The 16,862-nt window shown below is 43.8% G+C and carries 13 protein-coding genes and 4 pseudogenes; 3 read left to right on the top strand and 14 right to left on the bottom strand.

Annotated elements, in window-relative coordinates; translation table 11 throughout:
* The first annotated feature begins 145 nt into the window (after positions 1 to 145).
* Together PRUB_RS07045 and PRUB_RS07040 are read left to right on the top strand one after the other, a co-directional pair.
* Positions 146 to 1,939, top strand: coding sequence for an ABC transporter ATP-binding protein (locus PRUB_RS07045; protein WP_010387034.1), 1,794 nt, complete (start codon positions 146 to 148; stop codon positions 1,937 to 1,939).
* Between the two features lie 439 nt (positions 1,940 to 2,378).
* Positions 2,379 to 3,851 carry an FAD-binding protein gene (locus PRUB_RS07040; RefSeq protein ID WP_010387033.1) on the top strand — a complete coding sequence of 491 codons (1,473 nt, stop codon included), beginning with the start codon at positions 2,379 to 2,381 and terminating at the stop codon, positions 3,849 to 3,851.
* Between the two features lie 443 nt (positions 3,852 to 4,294).
* Here PRUB_RS07040 and PRUB_RS07035 read toward each other — a convergent pair whose 3' ends face one another.
* The 11 genes and pseudogenes from PRUB_RS07035 to PRUB_RS26420 all read right to left on the bottom strand — a co-directional run.
* Complete coding sequence (locus PRUB_RS07035; RefSeq protein ID WP_155946210.1) at positions 4,295 to 4,927, bottom strand: hypothetical protein; 633 nt, start codon at positions 4,925 to 4,927, stop codon at positions 4,295 to 4,297.
* Between the two features lie 219 nt (positions 4,928 to 5,146).
* Positions 5,147 to 5,650: a hypothetical protein gene (locus PRUB_RS07030; protein WP_010387028.1), complete on the bottom strand. Its 504-nt coding sequence runs from the start codon at positions 5,648 to 5,650 to the stop codon at positions 5,147 to 5,149.
* A gap of 280 nt (positions 5,651 to 5,930) precedes the next feature.
* Positions 5,931 to 6,443, bottom strand: coding sequence for a hypothetical protein (locus PRUB_RS07025; protein ID WP_010387026.1), 513 nt, complete (start codon positions 6,441 to 6,443; stop codon positions 5,931 to 5,933).
* Positions 6,444 to 6,575: 132 nt separating this feature from the next.
* Positions 6,576 to 6,938, bottom strand: a complete 363-nt coding sequence (locus PRUB_RS07020) for a hypothetical protein (protein WP_010387024.1) — start codon at positions 6,936 to 6,938, stop codon at positions 6,576 to 6,578.
* A gap of 213 nt (positions 6,939 to 7,151) precedes the next feature.
* A complete protein-coding gene (locus tag PRUB_RS07015) occupies positions 7,152 to 7,664 on the bottom strand; it encodes a hypothetical protein (protein WP_010387026.1) in 513 nt (170 codons plus the stop codon).
* A 132-nt stretch (positions 7,665 to 7,796) separates the two neighbouring features.
* Entirely contained in the window at positions 7,797 to 8,159 is a 363-nt protein-coding gene (locus PRUB_RS07010) for a hypothetical protein (protein WP_010387024.1), read from the bottom strand.
* 244 nt (positions 8,160 to 8,403) lie between these two features.
* Entirely contained in the window at positions 8,404 to 9,375 is a 972-nt protein-coding gene (locus PRUB_RS07005) for a transposase (protein ID WP_198452334.1), read from the bottom strand.
* A 190-nt stretch (positions 9,376 to 9,565) separates the two neighbouring features.
* Complete coding sequence (locus tag PRUB_RS07000) at positions 9,566 to 10,447, bottom strand: tetratricopeptide repeat protein (RefSeq protein WP_010387019.1); 882 nt, start codon at positions 10,445 to 10,447, stop codon at positions 9,566 to 9,568.
* Between the two features lie 558 nt (positions 10,448 to 11,005).
* The gene (locus PRUB_RS06995; RefSeq protein WP_198452333.1) at positions 11,006 to 11,977 is read right to left on the bottom strand and encodes a transposase; all 972 of its coding nucleotides are present in this window, start codon (positions 11,975 to 11,977) and stop codon (positions 11,006 to 11,008) included.
* Positions 11,978 to 12,353: 376 nt separating this feature from the next.
* A pseudogene (locus PRUB_RS06990) lies at positions 12,354 to 12,659 on the bottom strand (transposase); the annotation flags it as partial.
* A 309-nt stretch (positions 12,660 to 12,968) separates the two neighbouring features.
* Positions 12,969 to 13,091 (bottom strand): annotated as a pseudogene (locus PRUB_RS26420) (transposase); the annotation flags it as partial.
* Between the two features lie 131 nt (positions 13,092 to 13,222).
* Between PRUB_RS26420 and PRUB_RS06985 the strand changes: the two are divergent.
* Positions 13,223 to 13,855, top strand: a complete 633-nt coding sequence (locus tag PRUB_RS06985; RefSeq protein ID WP_010387416.1) for a DUF2971 domain-containing protein — start codon at positions 13,223 to 13,225, stop codon at positions 13,853 to 13,855.
* 65 nt (positions 13,856 to 13,920) lie between these two features.
* Here PRUB_RS06985 and PRUB_RS06980 read toward each other — a convergent pair whose 3' ends face one another.
* The 3 genes and pseudogenes from PRUB_RS06980 to PRUB_RS26735 all read right to left on the bottom strand — a co-directional run.
* The gene (locus tag PRUB_RS06980; protein WP_010387415.1) at positions 13,921 to 15,276 is read right to left on the bottom strand and encodes a Fic family protein; all 1,356 of its coding nucleotides are present in this window, start codon (positions 15,274 to 15,276) and stop codon (positions 13,921 to 13,923) included.
* 361 nt (positions 15,277 to 15,637) lie between these two features.
* Positions 15,638 to 16,300, bottom strand: a pseudogene (locus tag PRUB_RS06975) (transposase); the annotation flags it as partial.
* A pseudogene (locus tag PRUB_RS26735) lies at positions 16,292 to 16,862 on the bottom strand (transposase); the annotation flags it as partial. The pseudogenes PRUB_RS06975 and PRUB_RS26735, both read right to left, overlap by 9 nt.

The following is a 16,862-nucleotide window of genomic DNA, read 5'->3' as shown; positions in this document are numbered from 1 at the left end:
TCTCCTGCATGACATAAAGGTAAATTACCATCACACTCAGAGCCACTGTCACGACACCCTGTCCTCGTGCCAGTGGCTTATTTGTGCCAGGTTCCGGCAACACAGCCAGAGCAAAACCCGATCCGCCCAGGTACCACACAACACAATGAAATCACTATTTAAGCTATTTGAGAAATTAGGCCACAAAGACACCTTTGACAGCCAGTTAACACCAGCAGAGCACAACCTGCCGTTTATTCGCCAGTGCACCAAAGAGTTCTCTGGCTGGATAGCCATCGCCTTTATTATTTCTTTGCTGGGTGGCCTGTTACAGATTGTGACGTTCGACTTTTTAGGCGACTTAGTCGACTGGCTGGATAGCGCAAGCGGTAGCGTACAGCTCAATGACAAAGGGCACACGCTGGCCCTCGTCGCAGTGGCCATCGCCGTGGTGATCCCCACCATCACCCTGATTAAAAACCTGGTGTTTCATCAGTTGCTCGGACCAAACCTGCAAAAAAATACCATCATAAAATTGTATCGTACCCTGATTGCCTCTCCTGCCAGTTACCACGAAGAAGATGATCCTGGCGCAACCGCCATTGTCATAGTGGATACCTCTGAGGCTATCATCGATGTGGTATTGCAGTTTTGTGGGTTTGCCGGATTTTTACTGGCGTTTCTGGGGGCATTGCTATTTTATGTGGGCAACATTGACGGCTGGCTGGCACTGCCATTCCTGATCTGGACCGGCCTGTTTTTAGCGATGTTGCTGGGGCAATGGATCCCCAAAGCCAAAACCACCAACCGACTCGAAGCAGAAAGTTGCGCACAGATCACCGGGAAGTTCACCGAGCGTTTTGCGCGTATCCGCACCGTAAAAATGCTTTCTAACGCCGATTATGAACAACAGTTCGCCGAGAAATGGGCCACCCGACACCGCAGAGTGGTGGCGAAGGAATTCCGTGTGTTCTCTAACTTTGCCTCTGTGGTTGGCCTGCTCAATGGTCTGTTAGTGGTCGGTACGGGCGCATTGTGTTTGCAGCTGTGGATGCAGGGCAGCATTTCAATTGGTGAGTTTTCCATGGTGCTTGCCCTGGTTTACCGGGTGATATCGTTGTCAGAATGGTGTCAGGACGAGTTTGATGCCTTCTTTGTCTCCTGGGGTCAGGTTACGGTGGGCAGAGAGGTCGTCAACGAATTTTTGGAAGATGTAGAACCCATAGAAGACGAAGGCAACTTTAATGTCCCGAACGGCAAAATCACCTTTAAACAGGTGGAGTTTGGCTATGAGAACAAAGCGCCGCTGTTCACCGACCTGTCTTTAAAAATCAAAGCCGGTGAAAAAGTCGGGATCATCGGCCCTTCCGGTGCGGGTAAATCGTCGCTGCTGAATATGCTTGCCGGCATTGACGAAATTGAAGCGGGCGCGATTTATATTGATGGTAAAAACATCGAAGACTACCCAACAGACAAAGTATGCGGTGAGATTAGCTTTTTGAACCAGGATATCGGCCTGTTTAACCAAAGCATTTATGAAAATGTGGCGTTCGGTTTGAATAACGTCAGCCGGGAGGCTGTGAAACAAGCCCTGGCACAGGCCAATGCCCTGACGTTTGTAGAAAACTACACTGACGCCCGGGGTCGCACAGGCTTATCGGCCTTTATTGGAGAAAATGGCGGGCAACTGTCGGGTGGCCAGCGGCAGCGCCTGGCATTGGCCAGAGCAATACTCAGAGATAAAAAAATCCTCTTACTGGACGAAGCAACCAGCGCCCTGGACCCGGTGCTTAAAGCTGAGTTTATCGCGTCTCTCAAAACACTGATGAAGGGCAAAACCGTGATATCGGTTGCGCACTCTTATAACGTGCTCGCTATGATGGATCGCATTATTGAAATTAAAGACGGTAAAGTCACACAAGATGGCAGGCCAGAAGAGGTGCTTGAGCCTATGGTCTGACAAGGTTGAAACAACCTTTATACACAGCCTGCGCCCTGATGCACTGCACGGGGCGATAGGCACAGAGCTCCCCACCTCCACCCACCATTGTTCTATTGGCTCTTCTTCTTTGGTTAAAAACTTGTAAACTTTATGTTTATATTGATATAGTGATATTGCGGCTAACGCGTTAAATAAATCCTGTTCGTCGCACACTGTAAGGTAAGTGCCGCTGATGCAGGACTTGCCTGAATTCAGACATTTAATGGTACTGAACATATCCAATACACATATTTACCAAGCGCTGAGGCTCTGTGTCAGGAGTAAGCACATATAAGCAGCTGCCACTTGAATACCGGGGCAACAACCACTGAATACGGGCCTGCATTAAGCGCGAGTTTCTCAGTACTAAATCGGATTTTGAGCTTACCGTTTTGCGTCAGCAAGATAAGGAGAATGTATGATTAAAGAATCATCTCGCAGAGACTTTATTAAGAAAATAGGGGTAGGTAGCCTGGTTGTTGGGTTTAACTTGCAAAGTCAAAGCTGGGCAAATGAAACAGATTTACTCACTTTACCCCCAGAGGTGTTAGCCGATAACTTTCCGGTGTTCGAAGGTGAACTGATCACAGATGAAACCAGCCTAAACGAAGCCGCCGACGATTTTGGCCACATTCATCGCTATGTGTCCCGGGCGATTTTAAAACCAGCCAGCTATCAGGACATCATCGAGATGGTCCAGTTTGCCAACCAGCACGATATAAAAGTGGCGGTAAAAGGGCAAGGCTATTCTACCAATGGGGAAACGCAAACCCAGGGTGGCGTTGTCATTGACATGGTGACATTATCGGATGTCTACGACGTTAACAATCAACAAATTACTGCCCAGGCTGGCGCTCGCTGGATTGATTTACTCAGCAAAACCGTACCGCTCAACTTGGGGTTACCGATTGTCACAGACTTTGTTGATTTGAGTGTTGGCGGAACCCTGGCGGTGGGCGGTCTGGGTGCGCAGTCTTTCAAACATGGCTGCATGGCCGATAATATCTGCCACCTCAAAGTCATTACCGGTGACGGGCGTTTAATCACCTGCTCGCCATACCAAAACAGCATGCTATTCCATTCAATGAAAGGCGGGCTAGGTCAGCTCGGTATCATTGTAGAGGCCGGCTTTGAACTGGAGCCAGCCCCCAGCCAGGTCAGAGCCTACCAACTGGTTTATGATGACTTAGCGCATTACTTAAATGACAATCAACGCCTGCTGGACGAAGGGGTTTTTGATGGCGTTCAGGGTGGCGCAGAGCCCGATCCAGCCGGTGGCTGGCGCTATGTCATGCAACTGGCTAAGTACTTTGAGCCGGATACCCCTCCCGTTGATGCCGAGCTGCTCGACGGCTTGAATTTTGTGTATGGAGAAGAAGTCATTCAGGATCTGCCTTATTTTACGTTCCTGAACCGTCTGGCACCTGTGGTGGAACAGCTTAAAGCGGCCGGACTTTGGACATTGCCCCATCCCTGGTGCCCGCTGCTAATACCTGCATCAAAAGCCCAGGCATTTATTGAAGATACCCTGGCCAATACACCCCCCAATGATGTCGCAGGCCCGGTATTGATGTCGATGCAGCAAAGAGATGCGTTTGGCAGCTTGTTTTTCAGCGTGCCTGAAGAAGACAAGTTCGTTTACTTCTCCTTGATGCGTACCGCCATTCCACCCACACCCGAGCGGGTTGAACAACTCACCCAGGCTAACAGAAGCATTTACGAAGGCGCACGGGCGCTAGGCGGCTTCCAGTATCCGGTGGGTGCTATCCCCATGAGCTCAAGAGACTGGAAAAAGCATTACCACAGAAAGTGGTTTTTACTGAAAATACTGAAAAACTGGTTCGACCCGAATAACCTGTTAGGCCCGATGAGAGGGATTTTTAAGCGGTAGGTTATGTTAGAACTAGCTGGGCGTTGTCTGACGCCCGGTTGTTTTTCCTGATGCTCATCTTTAAGGTTGTTGCAGCTGCCTTGGAGCTGGATGTTTGATACAAACTACTATTTAAACACAAGGGCTGCTATGCCTTGAACCTAACAGAATTAGGCTCAGTGCGCTTCAATTCAAAGTATTCCGAGTTACTAGTTATAACAATGAATATGAAAAATGCAGCGATGAGTGAAACAATACCTTTTAACAGGAAGCCTCCTGTTAGCTCTTTCTTCCCCCAAAACCCGGTGAAAAAAGTCAACATACATTTTGCACCATACAAAAAAATTCCAACTGCAACAATTAAGAGAACAACTCCCAGAGGGTTCCCCATATTACCTCCTAGTAAACCGTTTATTTTCACAAACGTCCGTAAATTCACAGGCCAATTGTGGGCAGTTTCAAGATCAGCCTTGGTGACTGTCCTCGTTACTATGTATATAACTTTCTAGAAGCGCTAGATCTCTCTTTATAAACCCTTTTAGTCCATACTGTTTTTTCAATTCATCTCTTTGTACTTCAATATCATCCAGCGTAACTCTTTCCCCATTAGACAACTTAAACATAAACCCAAAGTACACGCCTTGGTTCTTAGTAAGTGCTTCAAAAAAGTTCTCTTCAGGAATTAGAGGTTCCGGATAATTAAAGCTATTTAGTGAAGCAGCATACTGTTCAACTAACTCATCTTTTTTTTCTATAAAGCTTTCTATGAAAGCTCTAAAGAACTTTTCATCAAAGACTTGTTCAATAGGCAGCACCCTGCCATCTCGCAAAACCCGATAATTCAATGGGTGCTGTATTGTTAAACAGTAGTCTTCCGCCATATCAAAATCACTAACTTTCCGCCATACCTTTGCTAGGTAACGATCATAAATACCGTACTGAATTTGAGGTACATCCACAACTTTATGATTAGATATAATTATCCCTATCGAGTGTCGTTCATCGACACCATAAAAATATATAAGAGAACTATCAACCGACGGGCCTTTTTTAAACCCATAACTTTCAACAATTTTTTTCAGTTCTGTCTTTTTCATAACATCAATCTTGATCTTGGAAGCAGAAAAGCTTTCAGGAGACCCCCACACGTAAATTCTTAAATCAATTATGGGACAGGCCTCAAATGCACCCTCTGCTGGTCAGCAGTGCATGCCCGTGCTTATTGACATTGCAAACCATGCTAGCGCGATTGCTCAGAAAAAAGGCGCTCAACGAGCGCCAGTTTGGAGTTCGTGCCTTAGCAACTACCGCCTATTTTATCTATAGGTTACACCCTCGCTACAACTAAATTTCGATAGAAAATTAAGAAGCTCGGTCATTTTATTTTGAACACCAGTAACAGATTTTAAGTCTTCAACTATCGCTTCTTTTTTATCAATACCTATGTCTTGCAGCAACAACACATAATTCCATTTATATGCTTCCGGCGAGCTCATTTTTATTTCTTTTCTTACCACTTTTTGAATAGCTTCAATATCACACTGGTACGCAGACTCATACAATAGCTTTTCTTTCTCTTCCTTTGTGTAATTATCAAACATACCTTTCCTGTCACTATAAACAACTCTTTTAGCTGAAGAGAAACCTTCTTCCACTGCTTGATAAACAAACTTAATATATTTCTCTTTTGCAATCGTGCCATCAAAAACCAAACTTTTATAGGTTTCAAGGCATTCATTCACTGTATCTGAATTAAGAAGATCAACACTGTATTCTTCACATAACTTATAGGATAGTAGCGGCTTTGATTTGATACACAAAGCAAGACCATCTGCTTTCCCGCACCCTAAACTATAAAAACTGCCACTAAAATAAATTGTGAGTAAAACTATAAATTTTTTAATTTAATCCCCCTTATTAATTGAGAAACTCTCCCGCTAAATGATTTTCAGGAGACACCCACCCGTAAATTCACAAGGCGACTGTGTAGTGGTCAACTAACGCCGATTTAGGCGTGTCCACCTCATCCCCCACCCAAAAGCCCAGACTGAATGTCTAAGATTTTTGGTCGGTGTCCATGTAGCTTTTGCACTAACCTTACTAAATACCATCAACAGTTTCATATTCTCCAGCTTCTCTCAAGGTAAACTTAAGATCTTCTTTGCCAACTATTTCTGAGTCAATTAAGACATCAAAAGAAATAAAATTACCGCCACTAAAATCAAAGCATATTGGTACTACAATTTCAAAAGCTGTCTCACTGCGAACAATGTAACTAAGGTTGCATTGAGGAATATCATCTTTTTTATTTCTTCTAAACCTTTTTGGAACAATTTTAGGCGCTATTTGCTCTAGCCTCCCTTTAGAATACACAATGATGTTTGGCATTAATCCGCTACTGCCAATCGTAAAGAAAATACTGTAGTTTTCCCTTTCAAGCTTATAAGACAGAACGATTTCTTTCTCAAGCTTCACCTTTGGGTTATTGATAATCCCGCTCGCTACCTCAACAACTTTTTCATTCCCTTCCAAAGAAATATAACGAAAAGTATCTGTATACCGCTGGCATGAGACGGTCAAAGTTAAAAATATAACTACTATGATATATTTCAATCTATCTATTCCTTCTTTCCAAAACATTTACTATGCAAAGGCTTGCCAACACCTTAATAGAAGCCTAAGTCGATGAGGGCGTGCCCCCCTCACTGAGCGCCGATTTTGAATGGATGCCACATGAGATTTTCCTTAATGACGTGGCGATACTCCTTTTGGATCAACCACTATCTCATCAGAACAATTATGGTAGCCGTTACAAGTCTTAAATACTCCCGTAATGTCATAAAGCTGGCTCGGCTTTTCCCGATTTAAATAGACATCAGCTTGTTCTACATTTAACTTAACAGAACTATATATAACTTCCCCTTTACTATAGAGAGAAAGCCAATAGAATCCCCTTGTGTACATCAAATACCCTGTAACCCTTATTTTTTTCCCATCATAATTATCACCAACACTTAACAATTTTGGTAATGAAACTTGAGATATCTTTTCAGATGCCAACACTAAGTCTGAGAAAAAAAATAAAAACAATGCAAAAAAACACTTCATTAACACTTACCTCCATTAGCCAGATTAGTTTTCAGGAAACACCCACCTGTAAATTCACAAATCAATTGTGGGCAGTTTCAAAGTCGAAATGCAAGACTAACAAATGTTGCGCTTCCTATAAGCCCTGAGCAATTAAAGTCGTATGTTTAGGCACAAAATTCTAGAAAATAATCAGATTCGGACAATACGAATGCGCATCCAAGCTTAACCTTACTAAATACCATCAACAGTTTCATATTCTCCAGCTTCTCTCAAGGTAAACTTAAGATCTTCTTTGCCAACTATTTCTGAGTCAATTAAGACATCAAAAGAAATAAAATTACCGCCACTAAAATCAAAGCATATTGGTACTACAATTTCAAAAGCTGTCTCACTGCGAACAATGTAACTAAGGTTGCATTGAGGAATATCATCTTTTTTATTTCTTCTAAACCTTTTTGGAACAATTTTAGGCGCTATTTGCTCTAGCCTCCCTTTAGAATACACAATGATGTTTGGCATTAATCCGCTACTGCCAATCGTAAAGAAAATACTGTAGTTTTCCCTTTCAAGCTTATAAGACAGAACGATTTCTTTCTCAAGCTTCACCTTTGGGTTATTGATAATCCCGCTCGCTACCTCAACAACTTTTTCATTCCCTTCCAAAGAAATATAACGAAAAGTATCTGTATACCGCTGGCATGAGACGGTCAAAGTTAAAAATATAACTACTATGATATATTTCAATCTATCTATTCCTTCTTTCCAAAACATTTACTATGCAAAGGCTTGCCAACACCTTAATAGAAGCCTAAGTCGATGAGGGCGTGCCCCCCTCACTGAGCGCCGATTTTGAATGGATGCCACATGAGATTTTCCTTAATGACGTGGCGATACTCCTTTTGGATCAACCACTATCTCATCAGAACAATTATGGTAGCCGTTACAAGTCTTAAATACTCCCGTAATGTCATAAAGCTGGCTCGGCTTTTCCCGATTTAAATAGACATCAGCTTGTTCTACATTTAACTTAACAGAACTATATATAACTTCCCCTTTACTATAGAGAGAAAGCCAATAGAATCCCCTTGTGTACATCAAATACCCTGTAACCCTTATTTTTTTCCCATCATAATTATCACCAACACTTAACAATTTTGGTAATGAAACTTGAGATATCTTTTCAGATGCCAACACTAAGTCTGAGAAAAAAAATAAAAACAATGCAAAAAAACACTTCATTAACACTTACCTCCATTAGCCAGATTAGTTTTCAGGAAACACCCACCTGTAAATTCACAAATCAATTGTGGGCAGTTTCAAAGTCGAAATGCAAGACTAACAAATGTTGCGCTTCCTATAAGCCCTGAGCAATTAAAGTCGTATGTTTAGGCACAAAATTCTAGAAAATAATCAGATTCGGACAATACGAATGCGCATCCAAGCTTCAACTTAGATAAATCGAAATGGTACTCACGGGAAGGTGTTAACCCAGTAAACGCTCGCACTGAGTCAAGTTGGCGCGTCGCCTTTTATGAAGATGTTCGCAGTAATCTGTCATCGCTTGCTTTCGCCCCACCGCGCCATGGAAGACCTTCGTAAATTGCGTAGTGAGCTTGAGCCAATTGTCTGGCTCTATTTGCAACCGTGTCAGCAATGGCTGGCTATCGCTGATATAACCCCGCTTATCTGCACGCACGCATCGGCCAGTTAATTCAACCAGCTGTATGTAATAGGTCAGCTCAAACGGCAACCCTTTAGGCATGTGCTTTCTTGGATTGCCCGCAAAACGTAGTAAGCTTTTGGGTTGCTTGCCTTGCTGTGCATGTTCAATACGCACCTTAATACTCGTGTAGTCCGACGCTTTCGGTGTCTCTGCCATTTTGGCTCTGACTGGGTTCAGGTCAACATACGCCAGGCACGCTGCCAGTGCTGCTTCATCCAGTAAGGCCTGTGACTTAAATCGCCCTTCCCAAAACCGGCCTGTGCAACCATCTTCTTTATTAGCTTTGCGCGCAATATCTTCATTAAGCACCCTCATAAACCAGCTGATGCTCGCAAGACGTATTCTGAATTCAGCAATATCAGCTGCCAGCATGCTGTATTCGGATACGCTCAGCTCATCACCACGAATGAACTTGTGCGTCAACCAGTTGCCCTTAAACAGTTTATGCCAGCGAAGCACTATCGCTTTATCTGATAACCTTTGTGCTTTCTTATCATCCACATACAACACGATATGCGTATGATTGCTCATAACGGCATAGCCACACACATCAATGCAAAACACCTTCGCAAGGGTCAGCAATTTTTCCTCAACCCAGTCTCGCCGATGTTCATAAGACTTGCCCGTGACGCGGTCTTTGCCGCACAGAAATGCCCGGCGAACACACCGGGATATGCAGTGGTAGTACTTAGTGTCTGATAAGCTGACCTGCTTCTTCCTTGCCATTGGCATAATCTAGCATCCTCAATCCATTGAGCATTACCTAAAGGTAGACGGCGTACATTCCGTACGCCAGTTTAGGGTGGGTGTCCATGTAACTTTCATTTAAACCATTCATCCCCCACCCAAAAACCCAGACTGAATGTCTAAGATTTTGGGTGGGTGTCCATGGCAGGTTCATTCAAGTTGAACCAGCCAGTAACTATCTTGGTTTGCTCTGTTGTATTTTTTCAAAAATATGAAGCGCTTTCTCATGCCCTAACTCCGCAGCTCTTCTTATATAATCTTTAAGTTTTTCGATATCCTGCTTTTCCCTATAGATCATAGCCAAATTAAAAGCTGCCCTTGCATTATCAAGTGAATAAGCCATTTCATAATACTCACTTGCTTTACCTATATTTCTTTCAACATATTCACCCTGATAGTATAAGTCACCCAAAAACATCATAGAACTCTCGTTGCCGAGACTAATAGAGCTATTGAATTTTTCGAGAGCCAAGTTCAACTCCCCTTTATAAAAAAGATCAAACCCGATAAAATAACTTGATATACCACTCTCATCCAACCCTTCTATATCTTCAAATATATCAACAGCCTTATGGCGATTAACACTCACCTCACCACTTAGAAATAATATCTGACCTTTTAACCTATAGTACCTAACTCTGTTTCTTTCACCTTTTATATAGTCGTTAGATATAAGACTCAAGTAATACAGACTTTCCTTATATCTATCTCGATAAAACTCTAACTCTGCCAAGTTCTGAGCGGCCGCTTCAACTCCACCTTCAAGCGCAATTTTAAAAAAGCTTTCAGATTTAATTACCATACTTTCATCTTTTGACAGAAGGTATGACACTCCGATTAAATTGAAAACATCATAATACTCCCTTGTACCTACTTCAAGAGAGGAAGCCATTTCCTTTAAGCGCAATTGAATACGTTCATCTGACAATTTCCCCCCACCTTTAACCAACCCATCCAAATGCGCTTTAATTTTTTCTACATCACCTTCTAAAGAGGGATTAGAAAAAGAGAAATTAGAACACAAAGAAAAAAACAAAAATAATAAAAATCTATTCATATCTTTTACTCTTCACAAAAGACTTAGGTATCCCCAGCATATCTTGTATATATATAAAAACATCTCCATCAACCACCGTTGTTTGGGGCGTAGTCGCCTTAATTATATTTCTGCTAGGTTTTCATGAGACACCCACCTGTAAGGGTTTTCATAAGACACCCACCTGTAAATTTACAGACCAATTGTGGGCAGGTTCAATAAAGAATTGCAAGACTATCAAATACGGCGCTTCCCATAAGCTATGAGCAATTCAATTCGTATGTTTAAGCACGAAATCTTGAAGAATAACTAGATTCAGACAATACGAATGCGCATCCAAGCCTTAGCTTAGATAAATGAGGGTTTTCATGAGACACCCACCTGTAAATTTACAGACCAATTGTGGGCAGGTTCAAAGTCGAATTGCAAGACTAACAAATGTTGCGCTTCCTATAAGCTCTGAGCAATTAAAGTCGTATGTTTAAGCACGAAATCCTAGAAAATAATCAGATTCGGACAATACGAATGCGCATCCAAGCCTCAACTTAGATAAATCGAAATGGTACTCACGGGAAGGTGTTAACCCAGTAATCGCTCGCATTGAGTCAAGTTGGCACGCCGCCTTTTGTGAAGATGCTCGCAGTAATCTGTCATCGCTTGCTTTCGCCCCACAGCGCCATGGAAGACCTTCGTAAATTGCGTAGTGAGCTTGAGCCAGTTGTCTGGCTCTATTTGCAACCGTGTCAGCAATGGCTGGCTATCGCTGATATAACCCCGCTTATCTGCACGCATGCATCGGCCAGTTAATTCAACCAGCTGTATGTAATAGGTCAGCTCAAACGGCAACCCTTTAGGCATGTGTTTTCTTGGGTTACCTGCAAAGCGCAGTAAGCTCTTAGGTTGCTTTCCTTGCCGTGCATAATCAATACGTTTTTTAATGCTGGTGTAGTCTGACGTTTCCGGTGTCTCTGCCATTTTGGCTCTGATTGGGTTCAGGTCAACATAAGCCAGGCACGCTGCCAGTGCCGCTTCATCCAGCAAAGCCTGTGACTTGAATCGCCCTTCCCAAAACCGGCCTGTGCAACCATCTTCTTTGTTTGCCCGGCGGGCAATATCTTCATTAAGCACCCGCATAAACCAGCTGATGCTCGCAAGACGTATTCTGAATTCACTGATGTCTGCATCAAGCATACTGTGCTCTGACTCGCTAAGCTCATCACCATTAATGAATTTGTGCGTCAGCCAGCTACCTTTGAACAGCTTATGCCAGCGAAGCACTATTGCTTTATCTGATAACCTTTGTGCTTTCTTATCATCCACATACAACACAATATGCGTATGATTGCTCATAACCGCATAGCCACACACATCAATGCAAAACACCTTCGCAAGGGTCAGCAATTTTTCCTCAACCCAGTCTCGCCGATGTTCATAAGACTTGCCCGTGAGGCGATCTTTACCGCACAGAAATGCCCGACGAACACACCGGGATATGCAGTGATAGTACTTAGTGTCTGATAGGCTGACCTGCTTCTTCCTTGCCATTGGCATAATCTAGCATCCTCAATCCATTGAGTATTACCTAAAGGTAGACGGCGTACATTCCGTACGCCAGTTTAGGGTGGGTGTCATTATAACTACCCCCCACTTTAGGGTGGGTGTCCTTATAACTACCCACCGGGATATACAGTGGTAGTACTTAGTGTCTGATAAGCTGACCTGCTTCTTCCTTGCCATTGGCATAATCTAGCATCCTCAATCCATTGAGCATTACCTAAAGGTAGACGGCGTACATTCCGTACGCCACTTTAGAGTGGGTGTCCTTATAACTTTATCTGCTTCTTCCTTGCCATTGAGCATTACCTAAAGGTAGACGGCGTACATTCCGTACGCCAGTTTAGGGTGGGTGTCCTTATAACTGGTGTTGGTTGCCCTTAAACAGTTTATGCCAGCGAAGCACTATCGCTTTATCTGATAACCTTTGTGCTTTCTTATCATCCACATACAACACGATATGCGTATGATTGCTCATAACCGCATAGCCACACACATCAATACAAAACACCTTCGCAAGGGTCAGTAATTTTTCCTCAACCCAGTCTCGCCGATGTTCATAAGACTTGCCCGTGAGGCGATCTTTACCGCACAGAAATGCCCGACGAACACACCGGGATATGCAGTGATAGTACTTAGTGTCTGATAGGCTGACCTGCTTCTTCCTTGCCATTGGCATAATCTAGCATCCTCAATCCATTGAGCATTACCTAAAGGTAGACGGCGTACATTCCGTACGCCACTTTAGAGTGGGTATCCTTATAACTTTATCTGCTTCTTCCTTGCCATTGAGCATTATCTAAAGGTAGACGGCGTACATTCCGTACGCCAGTTTAGGGTGGGTGTCCATGTAACTACTACTCATGGCAGGTTCACTATCCCCCATCCAAAAACCCAGGCTGAACGTCTAAAATTTTGGGTGGGTGTCCATGCTAATTCTCAACGTACATTCCGTACGCCAATTTAGGGTGGGTGTCCATGTAACTACTTTATAAGACTTGCCCGTAACGCGGTCGTTGCCGCACAGAAATGCCCGGCGAACACACCGGGATATGCAGTGGTAGTACTTAGTGTCTGATAGGCTAACCTGCTTCTTCCTTGCCATTGGCATAATTTGTCATCCTCAATCCATTGAGTATCACCTAAAGGTAGACGACGTACATTCCGCACGCCACTTTAGGGTGGGTGTCCATGTAACTCATTAATGTTGTACATCATGAAATAAAAAAGTTTTCTGCATCTATGAGGAGTCTGATTCCTCCCTCAGAACTAGAAGAAACAATACGACAGCTGTTTAAGCAACAAAGGTCGGCAATCGAAGAAAATTTTGAAAAAATGGGTGGTATCACTGCGACTACATTTAATGAACAGTCAAATCGCTTGATTGGTGTACTATCACTTTCAGAACTCAGCACAAACCTGCTTATGTGGTCACATTACGCACACTCCCATAAAGGATTCTGTATTGGGTTTGATAGTACAGCGCAGTTCTTTAATCAAAGACGAAGTGAAAGTGACGAGTTCTACCACTTGCGCAAGGTTGAATATTCTACACACAGGCCCACTAACCGTATGACTCAGCTTGATGGTACAAGCTTACTACTAGTCAAATCAGACGATTGGCACTATGAGCAAGAATGGCGTATGTGTGCTAGATTGAAAGACGCTGAAAAAGTCATTGAATCAACCCCTTACCCAATACACCTTTTTGAGTTTCCAAGGACAGCTGTCAAGGAAGTAATTCTCGGGGCATGTATAGAAAATGATTTTAAAAATCAATTGCTAGCCATAATAAGAAAAAAGTACAGCCATGCTACTGTGAAACAAGCTCATATTTCACCAACAGAGTTCAAGCTAGAATTCACTGTGCTCTAAGTAACCTAAGCGGTACGTCAGATATTAAATGGGGTTAATTCCTTTTAAGCCTTTTAGGTGAATAATTACCCCCAGCTCTCAATAATTGCTGTTTTGCTACGCATCGTGAATACCCACTCCTTGCCTGCTTTTTCTTTTTCAAATAAGTTCAGCTCAACCAGGCCGTTTAAGGCATCTCGTGCGGTATTGTATGAGCAGCCCAGGTTTTCTTTCACATTAACCGCTGTAAACTGCTTGGTCTTACCGCTTTTTGCCACCATAAACAGCGTTTTTTGTTTGTCACTGAGCTTACTGAACAGGCCCGAGTCCCATAGCCAGCGGGTGAACGCTTCAGACTCTCTCAGGTTATTCTCATAGGCATGCTTAAATTCGCCAATCGCACGACCTACAATTTTGCACTGGTAGTCAATGAAGTAGGTTAGATCCAGGTCATCCGTTTCAGTATATAAATAGCTTTTTCCATATTGGATAGGGGCTGCTTTAAGTAGCACGCTGATGGCTATATACCTGAAAGCCGCGTAGTCATTTTTGAACATGTACCAGTAAAATAACGAGCGCGCTACACGGCCATTTCCATCCCTGAATGGGTGCTCAAAGCCAATCACAAAGTGCATAACGATTGCTTTGATAAGCGGATGCAAATAGTGACTGCTTTCGACATCCTGATGGTCCTGATTTACCCAGGCAATAAACTGCTCCAGCCGCTCGTGAATTCGGTTGGCTGGCGGTGGGGTATGTACCGTGTTGCCCTCAGCATCAGCCACTTCAACATCATCTGTCTGCCTGAACGCGCCGGGGTGGTATTTTTCATCATCTATCGACTCCACACCGATTTGGTGCATGGACTGAATAAGGTCAATGGACAACCGTTTGTGGCGGTTTTGCCAGGCGAATTGCATCATTTTAAAATTGCCAATGATCATTTTCTCGTCTGGCGTCCTTGGCTTTCTTGCTCGCTTGAGCAGATCTTTTGCCACTTTTGTTGTGGTAGCAGCCCCTTCCAGTTGGCTGCTACTAATGGCTTCGTCCTCGATTAGGTCATTAAGCAGATATTCAAAGTGTTTTTCTTCGCCTACTTTACTGCACATGTACTCGAGTGAGGCGCTGGTTGCATGCCTGTCTGCCTCTGAGATTGCCTTCTGCATGGTCGGTGTCAGATAGAAACGGGCCTGCCGCTCGGGTTCATCCAATGGCAGTACCGGGCTCAGCTGTTTACTTCTGGCTTTCTTTATAAGGCTCCAGGCAATGTCCAGTTCCAGCCCTTTTGGCAGACGAAACCGTAATTCGTCATAGTGCAGATAGCGCCCCTTGTCATCAACCACGGAGGCGTGATCAAAATAACGGGAGAGCTCTTTAGGGGCATGCTCAGTGATCCAGGTTAGTGGATCAGTGTGAGTCAATTGCGGTGGATGCTTAATCATATACTTATCTCAAAATACCTGGATTTTGAGATAAGTATATTATAAAGATAAAAGATATGTCTCAAAAATATCACAAATTGAGATATAATTCCTGTTAATGTCCATAAACCTCACGGTCTCAACTACACATCTTCCCCGACGGGTTTTCATGAGACACCCACCCGTAAATTCACAGACCAATTGTGGGCAGTTTCAAAGTCGAAATGCAAGACTAACAAATGTTGCGCTTCCTATAAGCTCTGAGCAATGAAAGTTGTATGTTTAAGCACGAAATCTTGAAGAATAATTAGATTCGGACAATACGAATGCGCATCCAGCCCTGAACTTAGGTAAGTTGAATTGGTGAATAAAGAAAAAGGTGTTAACCCAGTAATCGCTCGCACTGAGTCAAGTTGGCACGCCGCCTTTTATGAAGATGTTCACAGTAATCTTTCATCGCTTGCTTTCGCCCCACCGCGCCATGGAAGACCTTCGTAAATTGCGTAGTGAGCTTGAGCCAATTGTCTGGCTCTATTTGCAACCGTGTCAGCAATGGCTGGCTATCGCTGATATAACCCCGCTTATCTGCACGCATGCATCGGCCAGTTAATTCAACCAGCTGTATGTAATAGGTCAGCTCAAACGGCAACCCTTTAGGCATGTGTTTTCTTGGGTTACCTGCAAAGCGCAGTAAGCTCTTAGGTTGCTTTCCTTGCCGTGCATAATCAATACGTTTTTTAATGCTGGTGTAGTCTGACGTTTCCGGTGTCTCTGCCATTTTGGCTCTGACTGGGTTCAGGTCAACATACGCCAGGCACGCTGCCAGTGCCGCTTCATCCAGCAAAGCCTGTGACTTGAATCGCCCTTCCCAAAACCGGCCTGTGCAACCATCTTCTTTATTGGCCCGGCGGGCAATGTCTTCATTGAGCACCCGCATAAACCAGCTGATGCTCGCAAGACGTATTCTGAATTCACTGATGTCTGCATCAAGTATACTGTGCTCTGACTCACTCAGCTCATCACCACCGATGAACTTATGAGTCAAGTTGGCACGCCGCCTTTTATGAAGATGTTCACAGTAATCTTTCATCGCTTGCTTTCGCCCCACCGCGCCATGGAAGACCTTCGTAAATTGCGTAGTGAGCTTGAGCCAATTGTCTGGCTCTATTTGCAACCGTGTCAGCAATGGCTGGCTATCGCTGATATAACCCCGCTTATCTGCACGCATGCATCGGCCAGTTAATTCAACCAGCTGTATGTAATAGGTCAGCTCAAACGGCAACCCTTTAGGCATGTGTTTTCTTGGGTTACCTGCAAAGCGCAGTAAGCTCTTAGGTTGCTTTCCTTGCCGTGCATAATCAATACGTTTTTTAATGCTGGTGTAGTCTGACGTTTCCGGTGTCTCTGCCATTTTGGCTCTGACTGGATTCAGGTCAACATACGCCAGGCACGCTGCCAGTGCCGCTTCATCCAGCAAAGCCTGTGACTTGAATCGCCCTTCCCAAAACCGGCCTGTGCAACCATCTTCTTTATTGGCCCGGCGGGCAATGTCTTCATTGAGCACCCGCATAAACCAGCTGATGCTCGCAAGACGTATTCTGAATTCA

The organism is Pseudoalteromonas rubra, assembly GCF_000238295.3.
Classification (GTDB): domain Bacteria; phylum Pseudomonadota; class Gammaproteobacteria; order Enterobacterales; family Alteromonadaceae; genus Pseudoalteromonas; species Pseudoalteromonas rubra.
This window is presented reverse-complemented; position numbering and strand designations above follow the sequence as displayed.

Bases quoted from the DNA above. Each gene is read 5' to 3' on its own strand.
- PRUB_RS07045 (WP_010387034.1), top strand. From the start codon at position 146: ATGAAATCACTATTTAAGCTATTTGAGAAATTAGGCCACAAAGACACC.
- PRUB_RS07040 (WP_010387033.1), top strand. From the start codon at position 2,379: ATGATTAAAGAATCATCTCGCAGAGACTTTATTAAGAAAATAGGGGTA.
- PRUB_RS07035 (WP_155946210.1), bottom strand. From the start codon at position 4,927: ATGAAAAAGACAGAACTGAAAAAAATTGTTGAAAGTTATGGGTTTAAA.
- PRUB_RS07020 (WP_010387024.1), bottom strand. From the start codon at position 6,938: ATGAAGTGTTTTTTTGCATTGTTTTTATTTTTTTTCTCAGACTTAGTG.
- PRUB_RS07010 (WP_010387024.1), bottom strand. From the start codon at position 8,159: ATGAAGTGTTTTTTTGCATTGTTTTTATTTTTTTTCTCAGACTTAGTG.
- PRUB_RS07005 (WP_198452334.1), bottom strand. From the start codon at position 9,375: ATGCCAATGGCAAGGAAGAAGCAGGTCAGCTTATCAGACACTAAGTAC.
- PRUB_RS07000 (WP_010387019.1), bottom strand. From the start codon at position 10,447: ATGAATAGATTTTTATTATTTTTGTTTTTTTCTTTGTGTTCTAATTTC.
- PRUB_RS06995 (WP_198452333.1), bottom strand. From the start codon at position 11,977: ATGCCAATGGCAAGGAAGAAGCAGGTCAGCCTATCAGACACTAAGTAC.
- PRUB_RS06985 (WP_010387416.1), top strand. From the start codon at position 13,223: ATGAGGAGTCTGATTCCTCCCTCAGAACTAGAAGAAACAATACGACAG.
- PRUB_RS06980 (WP_010387415.1), bottom strand. From the start codon at position 15,276: ATGATTAAGCATCCACCGCAATTGACTCACACTGATCCACTAACCTGG.